This is a genomic window from Bradyrhizobium sp. CCBAU 53421, assembly GCF_015291625.1.
GTDB lineage: Bacteria > Pseudomonadota > Alphaproteobacteria > Rhizobiales > Xanthobacteraceae > Bradyrhizobium.
This window is the reverse complement of sequence record NZ_CP030047.1, coordinates 7,361,425-7,386,027: the sequence shown is the minus strand read 5'-3', so window position 1 is coordinate 7,386,027 and position 24,603 is coordinate 7,361,425. Positions and strand designations below refer to the sequence as shown.

Sequence of the window (24,603 nt, the reverse complement as noted above, 5' to 3'; positions counted from 1 at the left end):
CGCTTGGATGCTGGCAGGCGTCGACGAAGGATTGCGCGCTATCCGCTGTTTGACCCGGTGGACGCCGATGCGCTATGGCAGGCGCCGATCGCTGCAACGCCTGTCGGGCCTATCGCAAGGCAAACGCGGTACTGAACGAACTAGCGATCCCGCATCGTAGAAGACACATGCTGCCGAAACATCTGCGCCGTCTCGAGGCTGAATCGATCGAAATCATGCGTGACGTGGTCGCCGAGTTCAAAAAGCCGGTCATGCTTTACTCGATCGGAAAAGACTCGAGCGTGATGCTGCACATTGCGATCAAGGCCTTCTATCCCGCAAAGCTGCCTTTTCCCCTGCTTCACGTCGACACGACCTGGAAGTTTCGCGAGATGATTAGCTTCCGGGACGCGACAGCCAAGCGCCTCGGCCTCGACCTGATCGTCCATGTGAACGAGGAGGGCATCGAGCGCGGGATCAATCCGATCGATTCCGGCTCCGCGCTTCATACCCAGGTGATGAAGACCGACGCCCTGAAGCAGGCGCTGGACCTTCACGAATTTGATGCTGCCTTTGGCGGCGCGCGCCGTGATGAGGAAAAGAGCCGCGCAAAAGAGCGGATTCTCTCCTTCCGCTCGGCTGGGCACGTATGGGACCCCCGCAACCAGCGGCCGGAGCTCTGGAACCTGTTCAACACGCGGATTCGCCCGGGCGAAACCATGCGCGTTTTTGCAATGTCGAACTGGACTGAGCTCGACGTGTGGGAATACATCATGTGCGAGAAGATTCCGGTCGTCCCACTCTATTTCGCAAAGCAAAGACCGATCGTGCGTCGAAATGGCGCAACGATCATGATCGACGACAAGCGATTGCCGCTTCTGTCTGGCGAGACGCCGCAAATGCGGATGATCCGTTTCCGCACGCTAGGATGCTATCCGTTGAGCGGGGCTATTGAATCCGACGCAACGACGATCGAAGACATCGTCGCAGAGATGCAGACTGCGACGGTGTCGGAGCGTCAGGGGCGGCTGATTGATGTCGATGAAGCCGCTTCGATGGAGAAGAAGAAGCGGGAAGGCTACTTTTGATGCTTGCCAAACCGATAACGGAATCTGTCCAGGCCAAGCCAAAGGATCAGCTGCGATTCATCACCTGCGGTTCGGTGGACGATGGGAAGTCGACGCTGATCGGCCGGCTGCTGCATGACAGCAAGATGATCTACAAGGATCAGCTGACGGTGCTGGAACGGGACAGCGCCAAGCACGGCACGACCGGCCGTGAGATCGATTTCGCGCTGCTCGTCGACGGGCTTGAGGCCGAACGAGAGCAGGGCATCACGATCGATGTGGCCTATCGGTTCTTTGCGACGGAACGGCGCTCGTTCATGGTGGCCGATACGCCCGGCCACGAGCAGTATACTCGCAACATGGCAACGGGCGCCTCGAATGCCCAGCTCGCTATCATCCTCATCGATGCCCGCAAGGGGGTGCTGGTCCAAACCAAGCGCCACTCGTTCATCTGTTCGCTCCTTGGTATTCGCCATCTCGTCCTGGCGGTGAACAAGATCGACCTCGCCCACTACAGCAAAGCGACCTTTGATCGGATCGTCGCCGACTATGTTGCCTTTGCCAGCGATCTTGGGTTCGACTCGATCGTTCCGATCCCGATCTCTGCCAGGCACGGCGACAATGTCGTCAACCGATCCGGCAACACTCGCTGGTACCATGGTCCCTGCCTGCTCGGCCAGTTGGAGAGTATTGATATCCAGTCCGACAGCTCCGGGCATGCCTTCCGTTTTCCGGTGCAGTGGGTGAACCGGCCGGACCTGGATTTCCGCGGTTACGCCGGATCCGTGGCTTCCGGAAGCATCTCGGTGGGAGACGACATCGTCGTCGCAGCGTCTGGACGGACCACACGGGTCAGGCGGATTGTGACGCAGGGCGGCGATCTGTCCTGCGCCGAAGCCGGCGATGCAATCACGATTACCGTTGAAGACGAAATCGATATCAGCCGCGGCGATCTCCTGGCACGTCCCGCCGAGCGGCCGGAGCTCGCCGACCAATTCGCCGCTCATCTGATCTGGATGGATGAGGACCAGCTCGTGGTGGGGCGCCATTACATTCTGCGCATCGGATCGCAGACCACAGCAGGTAGCATTACCGCGATCAATCATCGGATCGACGTCAATACACGAAAGCACCTGGCAGCCGGGACGCTTGGCCTTAACGAGATCGGTTTTTGCAATATCTCAACCGCCTTGCCTGCGGCGTTCGATCCTTACGAGGTCAATCGCAAGACCGGATCATTTATCGCCATCGACCGTTATACCAACCGTACGGTCGCGGCCGGAATGATCGCACGTCCATTGCGGCGGGCTGGCAATATCGTTTGGCAACCCGTTGCGGTGGGACGGAAGGAGCGGGCCGACCTCAAGAACCAGAAGCCTTGCATCATTTGGTTCACCGGCCTGTCAGGCGCGGGAAAATCGACGATTGCCAATATCGTCGATCAAAAGCTGTTTGCAATGTCCCGCCATGCCATGCTGTTGGATGGGGACAACCTGCGGCACGGATTAAACGCGGACCTCGGCTTCTCCGAGGTCGATCGAATGGAAAACATTCGGCGCGCCGGGGAAGTTGCCAAGTTGATGGCGGACAGTGGCTTGATCGTAATTTGTTCGTTCATCTCGCCCCACAGGGCCGAACGAGACAGGGTGCGCAGTCTGGTCAGCAAGGAGGAGTTTGTCGAAGTCTTTGTCGATACGCCAATCGAAGAATGCGCGCGGCGCGATCCCAAAGGTCTTTATTCGAAGGCGAAGTCCGGTAAGATCAAGAACTTCACCGGCATCGATGCGTCCTACGAAGCGCCGATAAGACCCGAAATTCATCTCAGGACCGTGGAGCAGACACCTGAGCAAATGGCCCAGGCCGTGATCGATGTTTTGATGGCTCGCGCAATTCTTGGCGGTTAGTGTTCGTCAAACCTGTCACCTCGGATCGCACCATCGATAGCAGGAAATGCCTCTCATTAACCTGCTGGCCGGGCCACGGCGACTCGGGTTAAGCACAGGCGTCAATCAGACTCATGCTCCAAAGGAACAAAATGGTCGCGTCCACACGTCGATTGCCCTCTTCTGGTTATGTGCTCGAAATCGACGGTCAATTGAAAACCGAATTCGCGACCAGAGACGGAGCCTTTGCAGGAGCGCAGGAGCTCAAGAAGTGCCGTCCCATGCTTCAAGTCAGAATCTACGACGCCAGGACAAAGGCCAGAGAGGAAGTCCGACTTCCAATAGCCTGAGTTCTCGCTTGACGCCGTTTCCCGCGCGCCCGGCCGGCGCCGCGCCAAGGGTCTCGTAACCGAGCTGCCGGATCTCGGCCATCCAGCTTTGATCCCTTGCGCACGACGAGGGGCAATTCGTTCCTCCGGGTCTCGCCGCATCCGGCGGGCCACAATTGTTTCCCAGTACATTGACCTGGAAGCAGGAGCAGCCCGTCCCGGCTCTCGGCGCCAGGTCTGCCCTCGGGGCGCTGTCTACAGTTTTGGCCGTAGCCCTCGCGTGCGCACGAGCTTCAAAGGTCCGTCCGCGCGGCTGGCTGTGAACATGTCTGCACGGAGCGGGCCGGCAGGGAACGATGGGAAATCCGTGGGAAAGGCTGGCGCACGCCGGTCGCGCCCCCACCTAATTCATGCCGGACCGCTCACCTCCTCAATGAGCCTGCAGCTTGATGGCTTCAGTTCTCGCGGGAAGACCCGACCCAAGGCCGCTTCCCAAAGGGCAAGGCTATCGCTGGCGCGGTTTCTGGCATTTCTGGGCGGCGGCGATCAAGGCGCCGCATTGCCTCGCCGTAAATGTTCCCGGATGCTGAGCCGTTGCCTCACGTAAATTGCTCCCTTGGACTGGGAACGGGCGGGGGCGAAGATGGGGTGGCTGAGCATGGCGACGCGGAAGGAACTGACGGCGGCGGTAGGCGCGCGCTATCGAAGTTCGGATCGCGCGAAGAAGGCGCAGATATTGGACGAGTTCGTCGAGATCACCGGATTCCATCGCAAGCACGCGATGCGACTACTGCGAGGTCAGGAGGACGTACGACCAAGTCGGCGGGCGCGCCGCCGGGTCTATAACGAGGCGGAACACAACGCGATCGCGCTCCTTTGGGAAGCGTCTGACCGGATTTACGGGAAGCGGCTGAAGGCGCTGATGCCCGCGCTGATCGAGGCGATGGAACGACACGGTCACCTCGACCTCGCTCCCGAGATCCGCGGCAAACTTCTGGCGATGAGCGCGGCCACGATCGACCGCGCGTTGGCGCGGGTCCGAGAAGGGTTGGGTCGCAAGCGCCGACGGCGCACGACGCACGCCTTGCGTCGTAGCATTCCAATACGGACGTCGGCAGATTGGAACGATCCGGCGCCGGGGTTCGTCGAGGCGGATCTCGTAGCGCACAGCGGTCCATCGGCGCGCGGCAGCTATATCCAGACCATTGTGCTCACCGACATTGCGACCGGCTGGACGGAGTGCGCCCCTCTGATCGTGCGCGAACAGACGCTGCTGAGTACGGTGCTAACGGAATTGCGCAAACAATTGCCCTTTGCGCTGCTCGGCCTCGATACGGACAACGACACCGTGTTCATGAACGAGACGCTGAAGGCCTACTGCGAAGCGGCCAACATCGTCTTCACGCGTTGCCGGCCTTACCGCAAGAACGACCAGGCGTTCGTCGAGCAGAAGAACGGCGCCGTCGTGCGCAGGATGGTGGGCTATCGTCGGTTCGAGGGCCTGGAAGCGGCCACGTTGCTGGCTGAACTTTATCGATCGGCGCGACTGTTCGTGAACTTCTTCCAGCCGTCGTTTAAGTTGATAGCCAAGCAGCGTGACGGTGCGCGTGTGCGCAAGACATACAGCGCGCCGGCGACGCCGCACCAGCGCGTGGCCGCCGATGCCCGCACGCTCGATCCGGTTCGCGTCCGCCTCCAGGAAATCTACGCTCATCTTGATCCCGTCGCGTTGTTGCGCGATATCCGCGCCGCGCAGGAACGTCTCGCGGCGCTTGCGGATTCCCAGCCAACCTCCGATCCTGCCATGGCATCGCAACCGATCGATCTTTTCCTGGCAAGCCTGCGCACGGCCTGGAAGGACGGAGCCATGCGACCGACGGATCGGCCAATTGTGAAAGCGAAGAGAGGTCGGCGTCGTCCCGACCCTCTCATCCGGGCAACGCCAGATTTGCGAAAATGGTTTGAAGCCGAGCCCTGGCGGACTGGCAGCGAACTGCTCTCGCGCTTGCAGGTGGAATATATCCTGGAGCCTATCCGAACAAGCTTCTTCGAACCCTTCAACGTCGGCTGAAATCCTGGCGCAGCGAGCAAGCGAATGCGCTGCTGTTCGCTCCTAGCGGGAAAATGCCGCCAGGGCATGAGGTCACAACACCCCAATGATGTACGAGGTGCCAGCGAAGGAGGCCGGGCGCTCCGAAACCCCGGCCATCTCCGCACCCGGCCTCCTCCTCAACCCAAGCCAGGAGCAAAATAAATGAGGCAACCGATCGCACCCGGGAGCATCAATACGTGAGGCAATACGCTCTCATTCTGATTGTCGCGCCATACATTTCGACGCTCTGTCTCGAGCATAATCGACACTGGCCTCGAGCTGGACCTTGAGGACGTGGCAGACCGGATCGAGAGTGCGCTCGACATCTGGCAGATCTGGCAGAAGAGCCAACGCGCACAGAACGGCTCGAAGGAGCTATCCGTCGAACTCGAGCGCCTCATGGCACAGGGCACGATCGTTTAGCCGCGACGCCGTTGAGCTCCTCCGCGGTTGAGCATTCGAGCTCTCTGCGGCTCACCGCTGGGCGGCGGCACTCCGGATCAGCCGTCAACCACAGTTACCCACCGCCGTGATGATTGAGTGCCGGGACGATCCTGACGTCAGACTATGAAAACCCCGAGCTAGCTTGCTGCCGATCACTTCGCTCAGCCGCCTGAGTCGGCTTATCGCTCCTAGTGAAGGAGCACGTCAGAAAAAATTCACGCAAGAAGATTTCGGGAGAGGGTTGAAACGCACCTAACGTCAAGTTGTACGATCTGAAATTAAACGGCAAAGGTCGTCAACGTCCCGAATTCTCCAACGAGTGGCAGTATGCGAATGTCTCAAGTGTCAGGCTCACGCAGGATCAGGCTCATCAGCAACGGCACGCATCATGTCCATCACGCGCGGATTGATATCCGCACGCGATGGCCTGACGTGCACATTGGTTCCGAACCTCGACGTTCGCCTGAATACACAGGTTGGGCGTAAGCCGATCGACGCCTAGCTGGCAATGCGACGGCGCTCAAATCCTTGCATGCATGATGTGATGGGCCGCTGCGAAGCTCGCCTGCGCCTATGGTGTTTCTCCCAGCAGCAGATGAACCGAGAAAACCTGCGCCCAAGGGGGTGAGGGCGCATCATCGCGATTCAGATCCATCGACGAATACGGTTTAAGGGGAATTGGTGTGACTAGACAACGTTCGCTGCTGACGCCTGGTCCATTGTCGCTGTCGCTGGCGGTCAGGAGCCAGATGCAGCTCGACCTCGCATCGCGCGATTGCGAATTCAAGGAAGTGACCGCCCGCATGAGGCGGCTGATGCTCAACCTGCTGGGACGTGCCGAGGACTATTCGGTGGTCCCTATTCAGGGAGGCGGCTCCTTTGCAATGGAAGCTGCGCTCTCTTCATTCGTGTCCAGGGACGACAAGCCGCTCGTTTGCATAAACGGCATCTATGGCGAGCGCATTTTCAAGATTCTGCGGCTGTGGGGCGTCGAATCGCTGAAGGTTGTCAAGCGAGCTACCGAGCCCCTGGACCCCCAGGAAGTTGCCGAGCAGCTGAGCCGAAATCCCGGCGTTACTCACCTATGTCTCGTGCATTGCGAGACGACGACCGGAATCGTCAATCCGCTTGACGCGATCATAGAGGAGGCGAGGCGGCGTGGTGTCAAGACGATCGTCGACGGCATGAGCTCTTTTGGCGCGATTGACATCGACCTAAGCCGCGGCGGACCGGACATCCTGGTGACGTCGAGCAATAAGTGTATCGAGGGGCCGCCAGGAGTAGCTTTTGTCATCGCGTCTCGCGAGCTGCTCAAAAAAGCGGTTCAAGAACCAAGGTCATTTGTGCTCGACGTGAGAGATCAATGGCTCTCGCTCGAGCGCACCGGTGAGTGGCGGTCGACCCCACCGACCCACATCGTTCAGGCAACAACGAAGGCCTTGGAGATTCTGCAGGGGGAAGGCATTGATGCCAGGCGCCGCAGGTATGAGAAGGTCAGAGACAATCTCGTCCAAGAACTCGAAGCGGTAGTGTCTCCGCTGCTGTCCGCCGACTTGCAGTCGCCGGTCTGCGTCGCGTTCAGCGCGCCGTCCGGAATCGCGGATCAGGCAGGATTCGATGGGCTATATCGTCACTTGGCGGCCCACAACCTCTACATCTACTCGAAGCTGCATCTTGCGACGCGGAGTTTTCGGGTCGGCTGCATTGGCGAGATTCAGCCCAGTTGGATCGAGCAGTTGGGGTGCGCCTTTCGTACATATTTTCGGTCCGGTCCGGCTTCATCCGTGGGGACGGCATCAACCCGCCAGGCCTGCGAGCGTGGCGTCGAGATGTCATCGTCCTTCGCAAGGGTCTCGCAGCTCCCGTTCTCTGCCGAAACTGCTGTTCTGCACGCGGGCTATCGACGCGATCCGGTGACGAAAGCTGTGGCAGTGCCGATCTATCAGAACACGGCTTATGAACTCGATGGCGACCTGAATCACATTGCGGACGTCTATAACGTCAAGGCTGATGGATTTACCTATACGAGGATCATCAATCCGACAACCCGCGCGCTGGAAAGAAGGTACGCTGCGGTCGACATGGGGAGCGACTCGCTCGCCGTCGCATCAGGTCAGGCGGCAACCTTCCTTGCCATCGTCAACCTGTCAAGCGGCGAAGTGGGGGACAATATCGTCGCCTCTCCGTATCTCTATGGCAACACGTGGAATCTGCTCCATAACACGCTGAAGCGTCTTGGTATCAGCGTCAGGACGGCAGACCCGCGAAGGCCCGAGACCTTCGAACGTGCCATCGATGATCGCACGATCTGCCTGTTCGGAGAGGTGATTTCAAATCCTTGCCTGATTCCCCTTCCGGTCAAACTGCTGGCTGAGCTCGGCCGAAAGCACGGCGTTCCGTTGGTGGTGGATAATACGACGACCCCGCTGGTATGTCGGCCGTCAGATCTCGGTGCTGCGATTACGACCTACTCCGCTACGAAATACATATGCGGCCATGGCACGACGCTGGGCGGTCTGATCGTTGACAACGGCAAGTTCAGCTACCGGGGCGCCTCTCGCTTTCCCTTGTTCAACAGTCCCGACGAGGCGCATGGCGGGATCATCTGGCGCAACGCGCTGCAAGATATCGACGATCTCGGAAAAAGCGAGGTTCTTCTGAAGGCTCGCATGACCTGGTTGCGCGATACTGGCGCGGCCATTGCCCCTTTTGCGAGCTTTCAGCTGATCCAAGGCCTTGAAACGCTGCCCCTTCGCATGAAACAGCACTGCGCAAACGCCAGGATCGTGGCCGACGTGCTTAAGGCGCATCCAAAAGTGCGCCGTGTCTTCTACCCGGGGCTGTTCGAAGGAGCCGATCAGGAAACTGTCGACCAGACACTCAATCCCGCATACGGACACGGCGCGATGGTCATGTTCGAGGTTGAGGACGAGCAGGCCGGGCGGAAATTCATCCAGAATGTCGACCTGATGTATCACGTTTCGAATGTCGGGGATGCCCGTACGCTCGTGACGCATCCTGTTTCGACCACCCACACCACTGTTCCGCGGGAGAAGCGCGAAGCCGCCGGCATATTTGGCGGCTCGATCCGACTTTGCGTGGGCATCGAAGATGTCGACGACATCGTGCGCGATCTGGACAGGGCGCTTTCCGCAATCTGACAACTTGTAAGGCGATCAGGAAGAGGTTCTCATGAATCAGGCAGACGCTTGGAAACTGAGGTCGTCTCGTTACGAGGCGGTTCAGTTCAGCCGGGAGATCAATAAGCAATTGTCCGAGCTGAGGCCGGACAATGTGATGGGAGCGATCTACATCGCCAAGGATTACGCTGTAATCGCCGCTTGCACGCTCGCGACGGTCTGCGTCTCCTGGTGGCTGTACCCGCTCGCCGTTCTTCTGATCGGCGCCTACCAGCGCGGCCTGACGACGATCGCTCATGATGCGGCTCACCGTACGCTCGCGAAGAACACGACCTGGAACTACGTCCTCGGCATTCTGTTCGCGGCCTATCCCCTGTTCCAGCGCCACTGGGCCTACCGGATCTCGCACGTCTATCTGCATCATCCGTATCTTGGTGACCCGGAGAAGGATCCCGACCTGAAGTTCTTCATGGCCAATGGTGTTTACGACGTCCAGCCTCCCGAGCGGTACGCCTTCAATATCATCTGGAAGCCGATATTTGGTGGCGCGACACTGGCCTATCTGAAGTATCTCTGGACCAACCGGTTTTCGATCACAGATTCCGAGGACCAGAGCCGGTCAAGCATACTTGTCGACAAGTATGGCTTTTACCTCTTCTGGATCGGCATGCTGGCCGGATCATATGCGCTTGGGCTGCTCCACATCGTGATCCTGTTTTGGATCGTCCCCTATCTCACAACGTTTCAGGTTTTTGGCTGGTTTGTCGAGCTCGCCGAGCACTCGCCGATGTGCGAGACCGAAACGAAGAACGTCTATCTAACCAGGAATCGGAAAGGAAATTTCCTGGAGCGGGCCATCCTTGGACAAAACCTGGACGAGTATCACCTCGAGCATCACCTCTCGCCGGGTATCCCATTCTGGCTGTTGCACAAGGCCCAAAAGATCCGGATGCAGGATCCGGGTTACGCAAAGGTTGCCGCGAGCTGGGGAGGGCTCTTCGTCAAGGGGCCGCAAGGTCAACCCAGTGTCATAACTCAGTTGAAGGAGCGAAATCGACGCTTGTATGAGCAATCGCTTGCCGATGCCCATGCGAAGGGGCACGTGGCGTGACATTGCAACGCTCAGACAACGCTCGTGCCGTGGTCGGCGTCACCTCGAACCGTCTTTTGGTCGATGGTGTGCATCGCGACTGGCTGCGGCAAAAATACCTCAAGGCCCTCCTTCATCACGCGGGCGTGGCATGCGTCATATTGCCGACGATCGACGCGGAAGATGCCAGGCTAGAGGTCGGCCTGGCGATCATGGGCGCGCTCGACGGTCTGGTTCTGACAGGGGATGAATCGAATATTGACCCTGCCGTCTTGAAGACGCCTGCATCCCTTCCGCCGGCTGACCAGCAGGACGTTGATGGCGGAATCCGTGACCGCCCGCGGGACAGGCTCTCTGCGGTAGCCATTGGGAGCGCCATCGCGCTCGGAATGCCGATCTTGGGCATCTGCCGCGGCCTTCAGGAGCTCAACGTCTATTTCGGCGGCACTCTGCATCCATCGCTTGCCGAGTGGAGACTGGGAAGTGGCCTGATGCATGCCGAGAAACCAGATCGCCCAAGAGACCGTCAGTACGATGCCGCGCACAGCGTGAGGATATCTCCTGAGGGCGCGCTCTTTCCGATCGCGCGCGCCAACGAAGCACAAGTGAACTCCTTGCATAATCAAGGCATAGAGCTGCTTGCCGCCGCGCTGAGGCGCGAGGCATGGGCGGCTGACGGACTGGTCGAAGCGGCTTCGGTCATCGGCGCGCCGACGTTGCAGATCGGTGTGCAATGGCACCCCGAATGGCACGCCTCAACCGATCTCCTGAGCCAGCGACTGTTCACGGCTTTTGGAGAGGCGTGTGTAGCGTACTGCCAAACAAAGAAACATTAGAGGCGGATTGTGACGTTTCAAACCAAGCGCGGTCCGCCCAGGTCGAAGGACGAGTCTCTCGGAACTGATGCACAAGCGTGCTTCGGGGGGAGGGCTGCGCCGCGCCGGCGGCAGGGGACGGGCGGAAGATTGACAGGACGCTTCGCTCTGGGAGTTCTCTTTGTGGCGCTCTATGTCGTCCTGAGCGCGGCGGGCGAAGTTTATGCGGCATCGTATTTTCAGCGAGCAGATGCGTTTGTCGCTCTCCTTGTGTCCTTTGTCGCGGTGTGTCTGACATTCAATCTGCTGGCAGGTCGCGAGAGAGGAACGGCACGAGTTGCGAAGTCGGCGCTCCTGGTTTTTGTGTCGCTCAATGTCGTGACCGCGATCAGTTGGATCGGGCTGTTTATCGGCCTGAAATACGCCGAACCTGCGATCGTCGTCGCCTTCATGGTGGCGCTAGGGCCCGCTGCGACGGTGTGGTTAAACGCGCTGATCAGGCGGCAGGGCGTCCCTCCAACATCCGATATCGTCGTGAGCGTTACGATCGCGATAATTGGAAGCTACATGATCTGGATCTCGGCAACCGGCAACGCCGGCGTGGAGTGGGGAGCCCGATCGTCCTTCGGCATCGTCCTGGCCATCGTGGCCGGCCTATCGCTCGCCCTTACAAATATACTCGTCAAGCTGTTATTCGACCGCGGATTTTCAGGTCGACAGGTGTTGGCGCATCGTTTTTACGGAACGATCATTATTCTGCTGGGACTGGTCGACCATTCCTCCATCGTGCTCGAGATCTCGCAGCATTGGCTTGCGATCGCAACGATTGGGCTATCCACGATCATCGTTCCATTGCTCTTGTTCCAGGAGGGTATTCGCCGCGTCGAGCCCTTCACGGTCAACATGGTCCTGTCCACCGCTCCTGTCATCACGTTTCTGTTCCAGTACTTCGATTCTCGTATCGTGCCTTCGCCACATACGTTCGTTGGAAATGTTCTCATTACGGCTGTCGCCGTCGGCAACGTCTATTTGCAATACCGGAGATCCACATGAACGAGCGAAATTGTGTAATCGTCGACGCATATTCGACCGGCCGATTCTTGCCGGAAGAGTTCAAGCGGTATGGAATTTCAACAGTGCATGTGATGTCGGCTGCGCAGATTCCATCGATCTTCCAATCGCATTTCAATGCCGATCTGTATGATGAAGTCATTCGCCCCCCCGAGCGCATGGGGTACGACGAGATCGTTGAATATCATCTTCGGGCTCTCCAAGGCAGGGAGCTGGAGTTCGTCATAGCAGGGTGCGAGACAGGAGTTGAGCTGGCCGATTCCATCTCGGAGCGGCTGGGCTTGCCTTCAAATGGCACCGCCCTTTCAGCCGCGCGGCGCGACAAATCACGCCTGTCCGAAGCGTTGGCCTCAGCAGGCGTACGGTCGATCAGACAAGTCGTGTCCGACAATGCTGGAGAGATCGCAAGCTGGAAGCGTCAAGAGAGCTTCGATGAGATTGTGATCAAGCCGCTGAACAGCACAGGCACCGAAGACGTGTTCTTCTGCTCGACGGATGCCGATATTCAGCGTGCTGTAGCCGCCATCGTGGGGAAGACGAACCGTGTCGGAACGCTCAATCAATTGGCGCTTGGACAGGAGAAAATAAACGGCCAGCAATATACCGTAAATGCCGTCTCGATCGACGGCGAACCCTTCGTCACGGAGGCCTGGACCTATGACACTGTTCCCATTGAGGGCGCGTCGTCGGTCTGCTCACTCGAGCGGCTATTGGGCGGCAAGGAGCCAATCGTCCAAGAACTGTCCGACTACCTTGGACGTGCGCTGCGGGCGCTTCGGATCGCCGACGGACCTGCTCATGCCGAGATCATCGTCGATGATCGGGGACCGGTTCTGGTCGACTTCGGAGCGAGGCTGCAAGGAACCATGTCGGCAAAAGCCCGGACGATGGCTTTGGGCCATAACCATTTGACGCTCACGGCGTGGCGCTACGCAGATCCCCAAGGCTTTGCTGAGTACATGAGGCGACGCGGGGTCTACAAGCGGCAGGCTCACGCACTGTGCGTCTCGCTGATTTCCGACATGGGCGGTGTTGTTGCCGGCTATCCCGGACTCGATGCGATCCGCAAGCTGCCGAGCTTCGCGGATGCCGTTGCATTCGTTCCGATAGGTCAAAACTTGGTTCCGACGATCGACTTGGCCTCGACGCCAGGCATTGTGTATCTCGTGAACAACGACCTGATACAGCTTGAGAAAGACTATCGCCAACTGCGTGCGATGCGAATGGACCAGGTGTTCGAGTTGGTGGCGAGGGAGCCCAACCAATGACTGACACCCGCGACAGTTGTACGAATTCCGCCGCCGCGGCGATGATCGGTGTGAGCGACTTCGATGGCATCCTTCGAGGCAAACACATCTTGGGTGAAGATCTTTCCGTCGGGGATACAGTCATCAAGTTCTCCGAAGCGGTGCTCGCGTGGGATTGTTCGGACCGGGTCATTCCGGCGGGCTTCACGCAAGGGCCGCAGTCAGTATTCGGGGACGCCGATCTGCGCGTTCTGTCAGACACCGGCCGTTCGGTGTCTTACACCGGCGATCAATATTTCTATCTGGCCGAGTTTGCGGGCGCACATGAGAGCGTCTGCCCGCGCGGTATTCTGCGTAAAGTCCTACGAAGAGTTGCCGACCGCGGATACAGCTGCCGCGCCGGGTTCGAGTTTGAGTTCATGCTGTTCAAGGAGAACGCCGACATAATTGAAGACAAGCCATTCGGCCAATGGGCTCCTTTGACGCGGGGCCCATTCGGCTACTCGATTGCGCGGTCTGTCGCGCACAGGGAGCTGTTCGGTGAGATCCTGGCGCTTTGTGAGAAGTCGAGAATACCTCTCAGCGGGCTGCACTTTGAAACGGGACCAGGCGTGATTGAAGCGTCACTTCGTCATTGTGATGCCCTGGAAGCGGCCGATCGAGCAATCATATTCAAGTCGATGATTAAAGCCTGGGCGCAGACGCGAGGCATGATGGCTACATTCATGGCCAAGGTTTTCGAGAAATGGCCAGGCCAGTCCGGCCATATTCACGTCTCGATGTCCTCAGATGGTCAGAATGTGTTTTACGATAGTGGGGCGTTCCGCAACGTCTCTAAGCTCATGGAGCAGTTCATCGGCGGACAATTGAAATACATGAATGATTTCTGTGTGCTCGCCGTGCCGAACTTCAATAGCTACAAGAGATTGGTACCTGGCTGCTGGGCACCAATCCGTCCGAGCTGGGGAGTCGACAACCGCTCCTGCGCGGTACGCGTCATTCCGGGAGCGCCATCTGTACATCGCCTCGAATACAGGCTGCCCGGCGCAGACCTGAATCCATATCTTGCGCTCGCATGTGCCATCGGTTCCGGCATATTGGGTATCGAGACAGAAGCGGCGCTCGCGCCGTCGATCGCCGGTGATGCAAGCGCGGAGACCGGCCTTCCGTCCGGGAGACTGCCTCAAAGCCTGTCAGAGGCAACATATCGGTTTGCACAATCCGCGGCAGCCAATGATGTCTTCGGTGAAAGATTTGTTGAAGCGTTTTCTTGCTCCCGCCGTTGGGAATGGGAAGCCGTTCAACATCGGGTGACGGACTTTGAGCGCCGGCGGTACTTCGAGATCATTTAGCCAGCTTGAGCTCCACAGCCATAAGGTGCTGCAACCAATTGGTTGACAATTCGCATTTCGGGTCCTGTCGCCATCCTGCGAACGGCACCAGCCAGCTCGTGCGGCTGCCTGTACCGGCGCGATGTTCGACTTCGATACAGAGCGAACGCGGTCATCGGCTGACTGCCCGGCTTTTGGCGAAGCCAGGGTAGGTGCCGTTGATCTGCCCTTTGGCAGGAAGGCGAATCGAGGCTTGTCGTTCCGGTTCCGCGTTGCGGGCGATCGTGCCCCCTAGCGTCGTGTAACTCGCGATGGGACACCGCGTTCGCCGGCGAGGGCCGGACTGGTCAGCTGCAATCGCCGGAAGGCTGACGGTCGGATCATCACTCAACGGCCCGATGGTTTCCAGCGTCATGTAGTGGTCCGGTTGGACGGCCCATTCATCGTTTTGCTCGAGCAGGATCGCGCCGATCAGGCGCACGATGGCGTCCTCATTAGGGAAGATGCCAACCACCTCGGTACGCCGCTAGATCTCGCCATTGAGGCGCTCGACCAGGTTAGTAGCGCTTAGCCAGCGCTCTTGACTATTTTGTATTGCTCGACGCACCGCCTCCGTCGTGGTGGCGCAGCGGTGTAAGATTTGTCCCATAGCGCTTCCTTCGAATCGCGCGATAAGGATGCATCATCAAAGCCCGGTACTAAACATCTAGCGAACCTGAACCCGCGGTAAGCACGCCGCAGGCAAGCGGACGACGATCTGGCTGTCCACGATGTCGAGGACCTCCTTGCGCTTCCTTCCGTCGTCGTACCGCAATTCGAACGTCACTCCTGACGCTGATGGGGCAAAGGGCTCAGGCGTAAGGCTGATCCGCCCCTCCCCCAAATTCAGAATGATCGGTCGATCCGCCGAGAATCGGGCGTCGAGCAGCACCAGGTCCAATCGGAGAGACTGGAGCCGCACGTTGAGCCGTCGCCGCACGCCATCACGTGGCCAGATACGCAGGGTGTGAGCGAACGTCTCCATGGTGCCACCGTAACAAACCTGACCGAAGATGGGATCGTCGGCAACGATCGTCGCAGCAGCGCGGACCGCCCCACAAAATCCCAGGTCGATCTCGCACGAATAATACCACGTTCCACGGTGATGCGGCTGACCGAGCCATGTGGTCCCGCTCGGCGCCGGCTCGAAGCCGCCACCGGCCGCGCCGTCATTCTCCTCGCCCGGATACCAATAGCCATGACCGGCCGACGCAGGGCCGCTGTTCAGCAAAGCCCACGCGCTGAGTTGTGACGCATAGCCGAGACGAAGGAGCGGATGCGGGTCGTCTGCATCGTTCAGCGCGTGATCAAGCAGCGCCCAGCCGCCCATCTGCGCCATGTAGGTCAGCGTATAGGCGTCGCCCGCAGTCCCGCGATAATCGCTGCCCAGGTAGTAATAAGCAGGTTCCAGCCAGCCACGGCAGAATAGGTTTGCAGCGATCTGACGCTCGGCGAAGGCACGGGCTGCCGCCTGCGAAACCCCCATCGCGACAGGGTCGTCAAGGGCCGAGCGAGCCAGTGCCTGCGTTGATTCGAAGCCTGTGGAATCGAACGGATATTCCGACCCGAACAAGTCCGCCTTCGGATCGACGAAGGCGCGCACTTTACGCGCCCAGTGCGCCTCCAACGTCGCCGCCTCGCGCATCAGGCCCGCCGTCGTGAGCGCCGAAACCAGCTCGGGGATCACACATTCGTTGTAGAAGCCGGTGCGGTAGGCAGACCACATCACCACGCGCATCGGCACCGTGAACATGGCCAGCGCCGTACCGTAGGCGCGTACCAAATAATCTCGTGCGCTCTGGCGGGTGGGTATCGCGGGATGGTCACGCGCGATGCGGTGCATGGCCAAATACATCGCGAAGATGTGCGGATAGTCATACGGCCGCCAGATATGCAGGCGGCCCTTTGGGCCGGGATCGCTGCTTTCCCGGTTCTGCTTCCAATCGGGTACGCCGTAGAGGCCGTAGGCGTATGCCTCCTGTGTGGTACGTTGCAGCCCGCCCCAGACGAACGTATCGATATACCGGTCCAGCGCCGCCACTTCCGCCGCAACAGGATGCTCGGCATTCTTGGTCGCGAGGTAAGCGGGCTTGCTCAGCCCGGGATCGTCGCACGTTACCTCGTAGATGCGCCAGCCCTTGATCCGGTCGTAATTGTCCGGGCCAAGCAGGACCTGCGTCTCCATGTTCCACTCGCCAAACAAACCATCGTACCATTTGGACGGGTCACGATGCTGCCGCTTCACGATGAAGCTTGCGCGCTTCTTCATCATCGTCTCGACGGGCTCGGTAGCGAAGAATTCAAGAAAGGTCTGGCGCGCACCCGGCTGGTGCAGGGTCAGCCGGTTCTCGCCCAATCGCGAAAACCGGACCCGCCACAGTCGCCTGCCAGCCCGATCCGGCAACCGTTGCACCACCGTGTCGCCAGTAAACTCCGCTTCGATTCGCTCCACCGGGATGGAGGACGAGAGCGCGATGTCGACATGCAGGTCGTTGGGAACCGTCATGCCCGGCATTACTTCCACGTCCACCAGGCCGGCGTCCGCGATAGCCCTGCGTGCCGCCTCGTAATCGGCAACCCACTGGAAGCGGAGATGGTAACGCCGTTCCTCGGCCGGTGACAGGGACAGGGAATGGGTGGGCTGTCGCCAGCGAGTCCCGCCCGCCACCGCCTCGCCGGCGGCCGCCCCGCCCAGGATGTAGGCGCACCACGTCTCACTGGCTTCGGCTGAATCCTTGTGGACATCCCAATATTCCAGTGACGTGTCCGCTTCCGGCAAGAGCATGAGGAAGGGACCGGTGCTGTTGCCGCGAATCCAGAAGATGTGCGATCCATGCCCCGAGACGAAGCTGTGCTTCAAAACAGCCACCGACACCGGTTGACCTGCCAGAAATTCGGTGTTCATCGGCATGGGCAAATAGAGGTCGCCAACCTCCACGCTCGCCATGCCCTCGTTCCGCAGCATGATCTCCCACGTCAATCCAGCCTCGTCGACTGCGAGGAGGGTCGTGAGAAGGACGCCGGCATCGCGGGCTGCTAGTTCAAGGGCCGCGCTATGCAGCGGCTTCGTTGCATCAACGCCGGTTCGAAGCGTATGCCACTCGGAACCGGCACGCCGAACTCTAGCGTGAGCCGTTCCCAGCACGGCTCCAGGCAGGACATAATCCGTGTCATACGTATCGTTACGATAACGCAACGAGGTAATGCCGTCTTGTGTGCACCCAACCACGAAGGGAGAGTCGGCCGCCTTCAACACCATGGCAACCTTGCGCTGCGGCCGATTGGGTGTAGGCACCGTAACGCTCCCGAACAACGCGCTACCCAAGAAGCTACTGCCCAACAGCATCGTACGACGCGTACACGTCCAGACGTTAGACATGCCTTTGGTCTTCGTCATCAACCGTATCCGGTATTGCCTTATACGGATAGTCAAGGCGTGCCGTTTCCCGCCGTAAACGTCAACGCGACAAAGCGACATACGTTCTCAAGTAACCGAGTGTTCGGTCGGCACCGCTTCGCCATCATCGGTCCGTCCCCATCGGCGCAGTCTCATCCTGATTGGCTTCTTCCGCATATTTGGTGCTGCACGAGCGATCGGGATTGGATCGGCTGAACGGTCGTTCTCAAGCAGAAAGGAGGACGTGTCGACGCAATAGCGGGTAGCTTGCCCGGCCATACCTTTGTCGTTTGATGGCTTTGATCCTGTTGATCTGGCCTTCGACCGGACTAGTTGTCCAGGAGGTAGTTATTGCCGCTCGGACCGCATCGATGTCGCGTGCAATGCCGTTGGCCAAGCTCTCGAGCTCGCTGTTGCCTGCTTGTGTGATCCATTCATCGAGCCCGGCGATGTCGCTACCACTGAGAAGGGACACAAACCGCTTCGCCAGCTCGGCCGCCACGGCGAGTTCCGGAGCTTGCGCAAACAGATGGCCGAGGAACAGCCTGGCTTGAGCATCGATCTGATCCGGATTCTGGCTCAAGTACCGAGCACAGCGACGACGCGTGGGAGCTTTCCAGGTCCAGGTGTGGTTGTGCTGCTCCTCCCACGCATGCGTGTGCACGCCTGTCGGCGGCCCATCGCGCGACCGTCACCCGACTTCCTGTAAACCCTGTTGCTTTTGGCCGCACCGTTGCCGGCAGCCGCTCGGTGAATATCCGACGCGGGCATTGCGGATTCGCGCATCGAAACCGTCGCGCGTGAAGCCGGATTTCAACAACCCGCCCCTGCCACGGCAGATCGGCTAATCGTCGCACGTAGTGGCTGTGCACGCGACCCGTCTGGTAGCCGCAACGGGGACAGAGTGAGATCGCTGACTTCGGCCGAGCCACGAGCAGCGCCCTGTCGGTCTAGATCTGGACAATCGAAAGCTCGGGGGAAATCAGCGAGCGGAAGGCATGGAGCAAGGCGAATCACGGGCGTCCACTGCGATTCCGACCTTATGCCCTTATTCGAACTGTCCGTGAATCCCGCACCCTACACCAAATATGCGGAAGAACCCAATCAGGATGAGACTGCGCCAATGGGACGGAGCGAAGGGGTGGCGAGCCCGACCGGAGGACCATCCCCATCGGCGTCGCGCTTTCGGACCCGTCTGGCGGCCGGGTGCGGCTGGTGCAGCCGCGCCGAAGGCGGGTCCTGAACACAAGAAGCCGCGCGACGATTGAGAGCCGCGGGCGAGGGTCTCGTCAGCTTCTCGAAAGATTGTTCATAGTAGGACTAGCTCAATTGATTTTATGACGTGAGGCAAGTGTGGACCTGCACAATTTTGACGCATTCAATGTAACTGCCGGGCAGCGGGTACAGGTCTCGCAAGAGCATCAGCCCGACCCATTAGGGCAAGAGGACTTTGAGCAGCAATTAAACGAGGTGCGCGAAGCCGATAACACGATGCCTCGCAGTGGGCCACGCCGTAGCCCCTCTACCAATGCGTCTAGCGAAACCCAGCAGTCCCCAGCCGAGCCGATGAGTGCGCTTGCCAGGAGCAACCTCTTGCGAAGCGAGGTCCTCACCAACGATGGGCATAACTCAGCTGGTTTGAGAGCAGCGAAGAGGCCGAGGACCCTAAACACTTCACAAGGCGTTGTCATTGAGCAGCAGCTGAGCGAGATCGCCAATTCAGGTGGTGGTGGAGCAATGCGAGCAGCCTCCGCGGTGCAGCCGGCTCAATCAATTGGGATTGTGGTACGGGGACATCAGTTGGACAAGCGGCTGGTTTATTCCGAGGATGCTCCCGAAATCTTGAGGCTTGAGGAGGCTCTCATCAAGGGCGGGATGGTCGCCGGTGGGGCGAAGCAACATGCAGGCGCTCTTCTTAGCCTTAGCCGTTGGCTCTTCGCCAAACGCAGACCGAGCATTGTTGCTCGGCTGGACAATCAGTCGCTGAGCAATGGCGGTGACGTACACGAGTTCGTCGGAAACGGTAATCCTACGAGACTCCTTTTAGCATTGGACCATCTCCGCACCTTTCGGTCGACGGGCGAAGTCGTCGTACGCCAAAGGAGCGGTCGCGCCAAGGTCAATCCTCGCCCCACGAACGTGGCCCCCATCCATCCCGAAAGCGCGGTACTGATGGAACCGACGCTCGTCGGCGACGCCGCTGAACAGCACAGGGCGTCGCACGAAGCTAGCAGTCGACGAGAGGAGCTTCGGGACGGGCAGGAGGTTCAACCCGCCCCGGCGACTTTCGTCCAAGGGCACTTCGCGATCAATCCAGAGCAGCTTCATCAGTGTGAGCTTCGGCAAGTGCTGGATCATCTGGATCATCAACCCATCCCGTCGCAAGTCTCTGTCCCTTCAGAGGAGCTTCAGCGACTGGAAAATGACTTGCGGGATGAGCTTCACCGACACCCTGCCGCATCGTTCTCCGCCGATCCAGAAAGGTTTTGCTTCGATCTAGAGCAATTCTCTCCAGGGGAGCTTCGGCGATTGCTTGATGATCAATCCATACCATCGCCAATCTCCGTTCCTTCACAGGAGCCTCAGCGACTGGAAAAGGACTCGCGGGACGAGTTGCACCGACACCCTGCCTTGTCGTTCTCTTGCGATCCAGAAGAGCTTAGTTTCGATCTAGAGCAATTCTCTCCAGGGGAGCTCCGGCGATTGCTTGATGATCAATCCATACCGTCGCCAGTCTCGGTCCCCTCAGAGGAGCTTCGGCGACTGGAAAAGGACTTGCATGACGAGCTGCACCGACACCCTGCCGCGTCGCTCTCCGCCGATCCAGGAGAGTTTAGCTTCGATCTAGAGCAATTCTCTCCAGAGGAGCTTCGGCAATTGCTTGATGATCAATCCATACCGTCGCCAGTCTCCGTCGATCCAGGGGACTCGGCTCTAAAATCCAGGCCAGTCTGAGCTTCCCCGAAAAAGTGGAGCGGGTTAAGCGGCTTTTAGCTCCATCTCGATCGGGCGATGTATCGATTGCGCAATGGAGCCGGGTTCGGGTCGTAGAAGCCCTCGATGAAAACGAAGATAATGCGCTGGGCATCGGCGCATCAAATCAGAGCACGGCGGCCTGGATACGGATAGCGGCCTGCTCGTGCTCGTGGTTAGGACACTCGCTGCGACAACTTAAAGACCCGGAGGAAACCGGTCTGACAGGCTAGCCAATATCTGCAATCGTCGCTGAAAGTTCAGGACGGATTTTTGGGAGTTTCAATGCCGGCGTGGACCGCAGAGGACGAACAGCGACTATTGCAATTTGTTCGAGAAGCAGGCCTCACACGGCGCGAGTTTGCTCAGAAGCTCGGGCGGACCGAGGCAGCAGTGTGAGCGGGCGGCTGATCGTTATTAGGAAGTGCGCCGCGGAGAGCGCGGATTAGCCCCAAGTGCCCGGGCCAATTTTTGTAATGACTCAACGCAACGCCGCCCGCTTAAAATACATGCGAGCGGCGCTTGCTCTAGCCCCAGGATGGTTATTGGCAAAATCCTGATAGGTACAGTTTGGCACAAAATGCAAATCGCGCGCATACCTAAGAATGGTTAACGCGTCCGTAAGAATACGGGAAAAAGTGGCAAAGCTCGGTTCCCGTGCCGTCGCTTGTGCGCGAATTAGCATACGCTCACATTGAGCCAGCTCATCCTACGAACACGGTCAGGGTCCGCCATATCGACCAGGTGGAGTGGGGCTTCTCAGCTCGCTGCAACGTCGCTCGCCGTTCCCCGTCGTCGGCCATCTTCTCCTCGAAGCCTCGGTCTCGGCGGGTAATCGCCTTGCTGGGTACGCATCTGGCGTAGGCCGCAGGCTCGTTGGATCATTCCCGTTGCCGGCGCGTGAGCAGCTTGGGGTTTTCCTTTGTAACCTGACGAGCTCGATCAGGTTTTCGATGCCAAAGTCGGTGAACGCCTGAACGCCATCTTCGCCGACGCCATAGACCCAGATCAAGGCACCCTCGATCTGCATTTCGATGGCAATGTCGCTAAGCCAGTCTTCGTCTTCACCAAGCGGCCTTCGCCGGTGAGATATCCTTCGTCAAACGATCGTGAGCGTCACGGGAAGCGCACCGTGCCGGGCCTTGACTCGCGCGGAATGCTCTGGATAGCGCGGTCGGGATGATTGACGCCGCAAGCACGCGGTGATGGGGTGATCCCGGTTCGGAGCGGGCAACGGGGATCAGAATGACCAGCGAGTCGCAGCTGCGCGAGAAGCTTCGGAAGATCGAGGCGTTGTTCGTGGGTGCGGGAACTGCTGGTGAGCGCCTTGCGGCGGAAGCCGCGCTGCGGCGGGTGCGTGCCCGGGTCGAGGAGCTCGCTCGCCACGATCCACCGATCGAACAGCAATTCTCACTTCCCGACCAATGGTCGCGGCACCTGTTCTTGGCGCTTTGCCGTCGCTGCGGGCTGCGGCCGTTTCGTTATCACCGCCAGCGACGCAACACGGTGATGATCCGCGCGTCACGAGGCTTCGTCGACAAAGTGCTGCTGCCGGAGTTCACCGAGCTGGAGAGGGCGCTGCAAGTCTATCTGCACGAGGTGACGCTGCGTGTGATCCGCGAGGAGATCTATGACGACACCAGCGATGCGCAGGAAGTTCCAGATGCCCTGCCGTCGAACTGATCAGGCGGCGAGCTTTGCCGGCGAACTGTCGCGCTCGGCCTTCCAATTCCACGGCAGCAGCATGTGCAGCTGATTGATCTTGGTACGTCCGGAGACGATGCGCTCGAGAACATCGGTCAGATAGTGCCGCGGGTCGATGTCTTGCAGCTTTGCCGAGTTGATGAGCGAGCCGAGAATGGCCCATGTCTCGGCGCCGCCTTCACTGCCGGCGAACAAGTAGTTCTTCTTTCCCAGGCCTATCGGCTTGATGCTGCGCTCAACCGTATTGCTGTCTATTTCAATGCGTCCGTCGTCGATGAAGCGCGTCAGGCCGTCCCAATGGTTGAGGGTGTAGCGGATGGCTTTGCCCAGACCGGACTTCTTCGAGACTTCCAGCAGCCGCGCCTCAAGCCAGGGTTTGAAGTCCTCGATCAACGGCCTGGTGTCGCTTTGCCGCATAGCAGCCCGATGCGCCGCCGGCAGACCGCGGATGCGATCCTCAATGGCGTAGAACATCGCGATCCGTCGCAGCGCTTCCGCGGCAATCGGCGACTTGGTCGCGACGTGAACGTCCCAGAACTTCCGCCGCGCATGCGCGAAGCAGAACGCCAGCTGCACCAGATGGCCGCCGTTCTTGATCAGGCCCTTGTAGGCGGCATAACCGTCGACCTGCAGGATGCCGTGGTAGTCCCCGAACAGCTGCTTGGCGCGGATCGCCTTGCGATCCTCGGCAAACATGTAGACCACCGCCGGCGGCGCCGGGCCACCCCACGGACGGTCATCGGTGGCGATCGCCCAGAACTGGCAGACTTTGGTCCGGCCACGGCCGGGATCGAGAACCGGCAGCGGCGTCTCGTCGGCAAACAGCCGCGGGTAGGACATCACTGTGTCGCGCAACAGCGTGTGAAGCGGCTTCAGCCACCAGGCGGCGCGCCCCATCCACGAGGCCAGCGTCTGCCGGTCGAGCGTGATGCCTTGCGCAGCGAACATCTGTTCCTGCCGATACAGCGGCAGCTGGTAGCCGTATTTCATCACCGCGATGTGGGCCAGCAAGGCTTCCGTCACCATCCCGCCGTCGATCGCCTGGGCCGGCGCGGGTTCCTGCAGCACACCCTGGCGGCATCCCCGGCAGCCGTACCGCGGACGCACTATGCGCTTGACCCGGTACTGCATCGGAATGACGTCGAAGGCTTCCTTGACGGTCTCCCCGATTTTGTGCAGCCGCTCGCCGCAGCAAGGGCAGATGTGGCTCTCGATATCGATCACGACGTCGATGCGCGGCAAATGCTCCGGAAGCTTCCCCCGGTTGCGTCGCGCCGGTCGCTTTCCACGGCCCTCCGCTCCGTCAGGCAGCCCGCCTCCGGTAACGTCGTCGTTGGCGGCGGCACCAGCCGCCTGCGCCGTGATGGCGAAGAGAGGCAGCTGTCCGGGATCCAGTGTCTCAGAGCGGGGACCGAAGATCGTGCGCTTGTACTGGGACAGGATTATCTGGAGCTTGTCGTTCTCCTGGACCGCAGCGTCGCGTTGGGCAATCGCCGCATCACGCTCGGCCGCCAGCGTGCCGCATTCCGCCGACAACGCCGCAAGCCGTGACGACAGCGCCATCACGGCTTGTCGGAGCAATGCTGGATCAGAAGGCAAATCACTCATGCAGAGTGATTCTACAACAACTCCGCATGAGTGACGAACTACTCTTGATACGGATCAACCAGCTCGTGCTGGCTGATCCACAACCCGCATCGGCACACGCTTCCAGTCTGAGCCATCGAGCAGCACCGAGAGCTGAGCATGAGATAGCGGCACGACGCCTTCCTTGATCGGCGGCCAGGTGAACTGCCCCTCGATTCTCTTGTAGTAAAGGACAAGGCCGCTTCCGTCCCAGGTCAGGATCTTCACGCGATCTCGGCGCTTGGAGCGGAAGATGTAAAGTCCGCCGTCGAACGGATTGGCTCCAAACGCCTCGCTCACCAGCATCGCCAGCGAGTCCATCCCGCGACGGAAATCGACCGGCTGCGTCGCGATCCAGATCGACAACCGGGGTCGC

15 protein-coding genes and 2 pseudogenes are annotated in these 24,603 nt (G+C 59.6%); 12 read left to right on the top strand and 5 right to left on the bottom strand.

All coding sequences use genetic code 11. From position 1 onward, the window contains the following. Nucleotides 1-167: 167 nt before the first annotated feature. The 10 genes and pseudogenes from cysD to XH92_RS34600 all read left to right on the top strand — a co-directional run bounded on the left by cysD (nt 168) and on the right by XH92_RS34600 (nt 14,509). Nucleotides 168-1,067, top strand: a complete 900-nt coding sequence (gene cysD, locus XH92_RS34640) for a sulfate adenylyltransferase subunit CysD (protein WP_194461555.1) — start codon at nt 168-170, stop codon at nt 1,065-1,067. Continuing rightward, the gene (cysN, locus tag XH92_RS34635; protein WP_194456138.1) at nt 1,067-2,950 is read left to right on the top strand and encodes a sulfate adenylyltransferase subunit CysN; all 1,884 of its coding nucleotides are present in this window, start codon (nt 1,067-1,069) and stop codon (nt 2,948-2,950) included. The genes cysD and cysN overlap by 1 nt, the downstream gene beginning before the upstream one ends. Before the next feature lie 951 nt (nt 2,951-3,901). Further along, a pseudogene (locus tag XH92_RS34630) lies at nt 3,902-5,418 on the top strand (ISNCY family transposase). Nucleotides 5,419-5,644: 226 nt separating this feature from the next. Continuing rightward, nucleotides 5,645-5,773, top strand: a complete 129-nt coding sequence (locus tag XH92_RS43700) for a hypothetical protein (RefSeq protein WP_256437494.1) — start codon at nt 5,645-5,647, stop codon at nt 5,771-5,773. A 770-nt stretch (nt 5,774-6,543) separates the two neighbouring features. Continuing rightward, nucleotides 6,544-8,955 (top strand): 2-aminoethylphosphonate--pyruvate transaminase, encoded by a 2,412-nt coding sequence (locus XH92_RS34625; RefSeq protein WP_246787849.1) that lies wholly within the window; start codon nt 6,544-6,546, stop codon nt 8,953-8,955. Between the two features lie 31 nt (nt 8,956-8,986). After that, on the top strand, nt 8,987-10,045 hold the full coding sequence (gene rtxC, locus XH92_RS34620) for a dhydrorhizobitoxine desaturase (RefSeq protein WP_194456136.1): 1,059 nt from the start codon (nt 8,987-8,989) through the stop codon (nt 10,043-10,045). Further along, nucleotides 10,042-10,860: a gamma-glutamyl-gamma-aminobutyrate hydrolase family protein gene (locus XH92_RS34615; RefSeq protein ID WP_194456135.1), complete on the top strand. Its 819-nt coding sequence runs from the start codon at nt 10,042-10,044 to the stop codon at nt 10,858-10,860. Before rtxC ends, XH92_RS34615 begins: the two co-directional genes overlap by 4 nt. A gap of 162 nt (nt 10,861-11,022) precedes the next feature. Further along, complete coding sequence (locus XH92_RS34610; RefSeq protein ID WP_246787847.1) at nt 11,023-11,892, top strand: EamA family transporter; 870 nt, start codon at nt 11,023-11,025, stop codon at nt 11,890-11,892. Continuing rightward, nucleotides 11,889-13,178, top strand: a complete 1,290-nt coding sequence (locus XH92_RS34605) for an ATP-grasp domain-containing protein (protein WP_194456133.1) — start codon at nt 11,889-11,891, stop codon at nt 13,176-13,178. Before XH92_RS34610 ends, XH92_RS34605 begins: the two co-directional genes overlap by 4 nt. After that, nucleotides 13,175-14,509, top strand: coding sequence for a glutamine synthetase family protein (locus XH92_RS34600; RefSeq protein WP_194456132.1), 1,335 nt, complete (start codon nt 13,175-13,177; stop codon nt 14,507-14,509). The genes XH92_RS34605 and XH92_RS34600 overlap by 4 nt, the downstream gene beginning before the upstream one ends. A gap of 328 nt (nt 14,510-14,837) precedes the next feature. Here XH92_RS34600 and XH92_RS34595 read toward each other — a convergent pair. From XH92_RS34595 to XH92_RS43290, 3 genes and pseudogenes are all read right to left on the bottom strand, one after another. Beyond that, nucleotides 14,838-15,059, bottom strand: a pseudogene (locus XH92_RS34595) (transposase); the annotation flags it as partial. Nucleotides 15,060-15,194: 135 nt separating this feature from the next. After that, nucleotides 15,195-17,924 carry a DUF5695 domain-containing protein gene (locus tag XH92_RS34590; protein WP_246787845.1) on the bottom strand — a complete coding sequence of 910 codons (2,730 nt, stop codon included), beginning with the start codon at nt 17,922-17,924 and terminating at the stop codon, nt 15,195-15,197. A gap of 226 nt (nt 17,925-18,150) precedes the next feature. Continuing rightward, nucleotides 18,151-18,507, bottom strand: a complete 357-nt coding sequence (locus tag XH92_RS43290) for a transposase (protein ID WP_246787843.1) — start codon at nt 18,505-18,507, stop codon at nt 18,151-18,153. 1,217 nt (nt 18,508-19,724) lie between these two features. Here XH92_RS43290 and XH92_RS43280 point away from each other — a divergent pair. Beyond that, nucleotides 19,725-20,879, top strand: coding sequence for a hypothetical protein (locus tag XH92_RS43280; protein ID WP_246787841.1), 1,155 nt, complete (start codon nt 19,725-19,727; stop codon nt 20,877-20,879). A gap of 1,263 nt (nt 20,880-22,142) precedes the next feature. Further along, entirely contained in the window at nt 22,143-22,580 is a 438-nt protein-coding gene (locus XH92_RS34570) for a hypothetical protein (RefSeq protein WP_028339957.1), read from the top strand. On the opposite strand, the gene XH92_RS34565 is transcribed toward XH92_RS34570, so the two are convergent. Continuing rightward, entirely contained in the window at nt 22,581-24,164 is a 1,584-nt protein-coding gene (locus XH92_RS34565; protein WP_371818102.1) for an IS66 family transposase, read from the bottom strand. Nucleotides 24,165-24,263: 99 nt separating this feature from the next. Further along, nucleotides 24,264-24,593, bottom strand: coding sequence for an IS66 family insertion sequence element accessory protein TnpB (tnpB, locus tag XH92_RS34560; RefSeq protein ID WP_210345501.1), 330 nt, complete (start codon nt 24,591-24,593; stop codon nt 24,264-24,266). Nucleotides 24,594-24,603 lie beyond the last annotated feature (10 nt).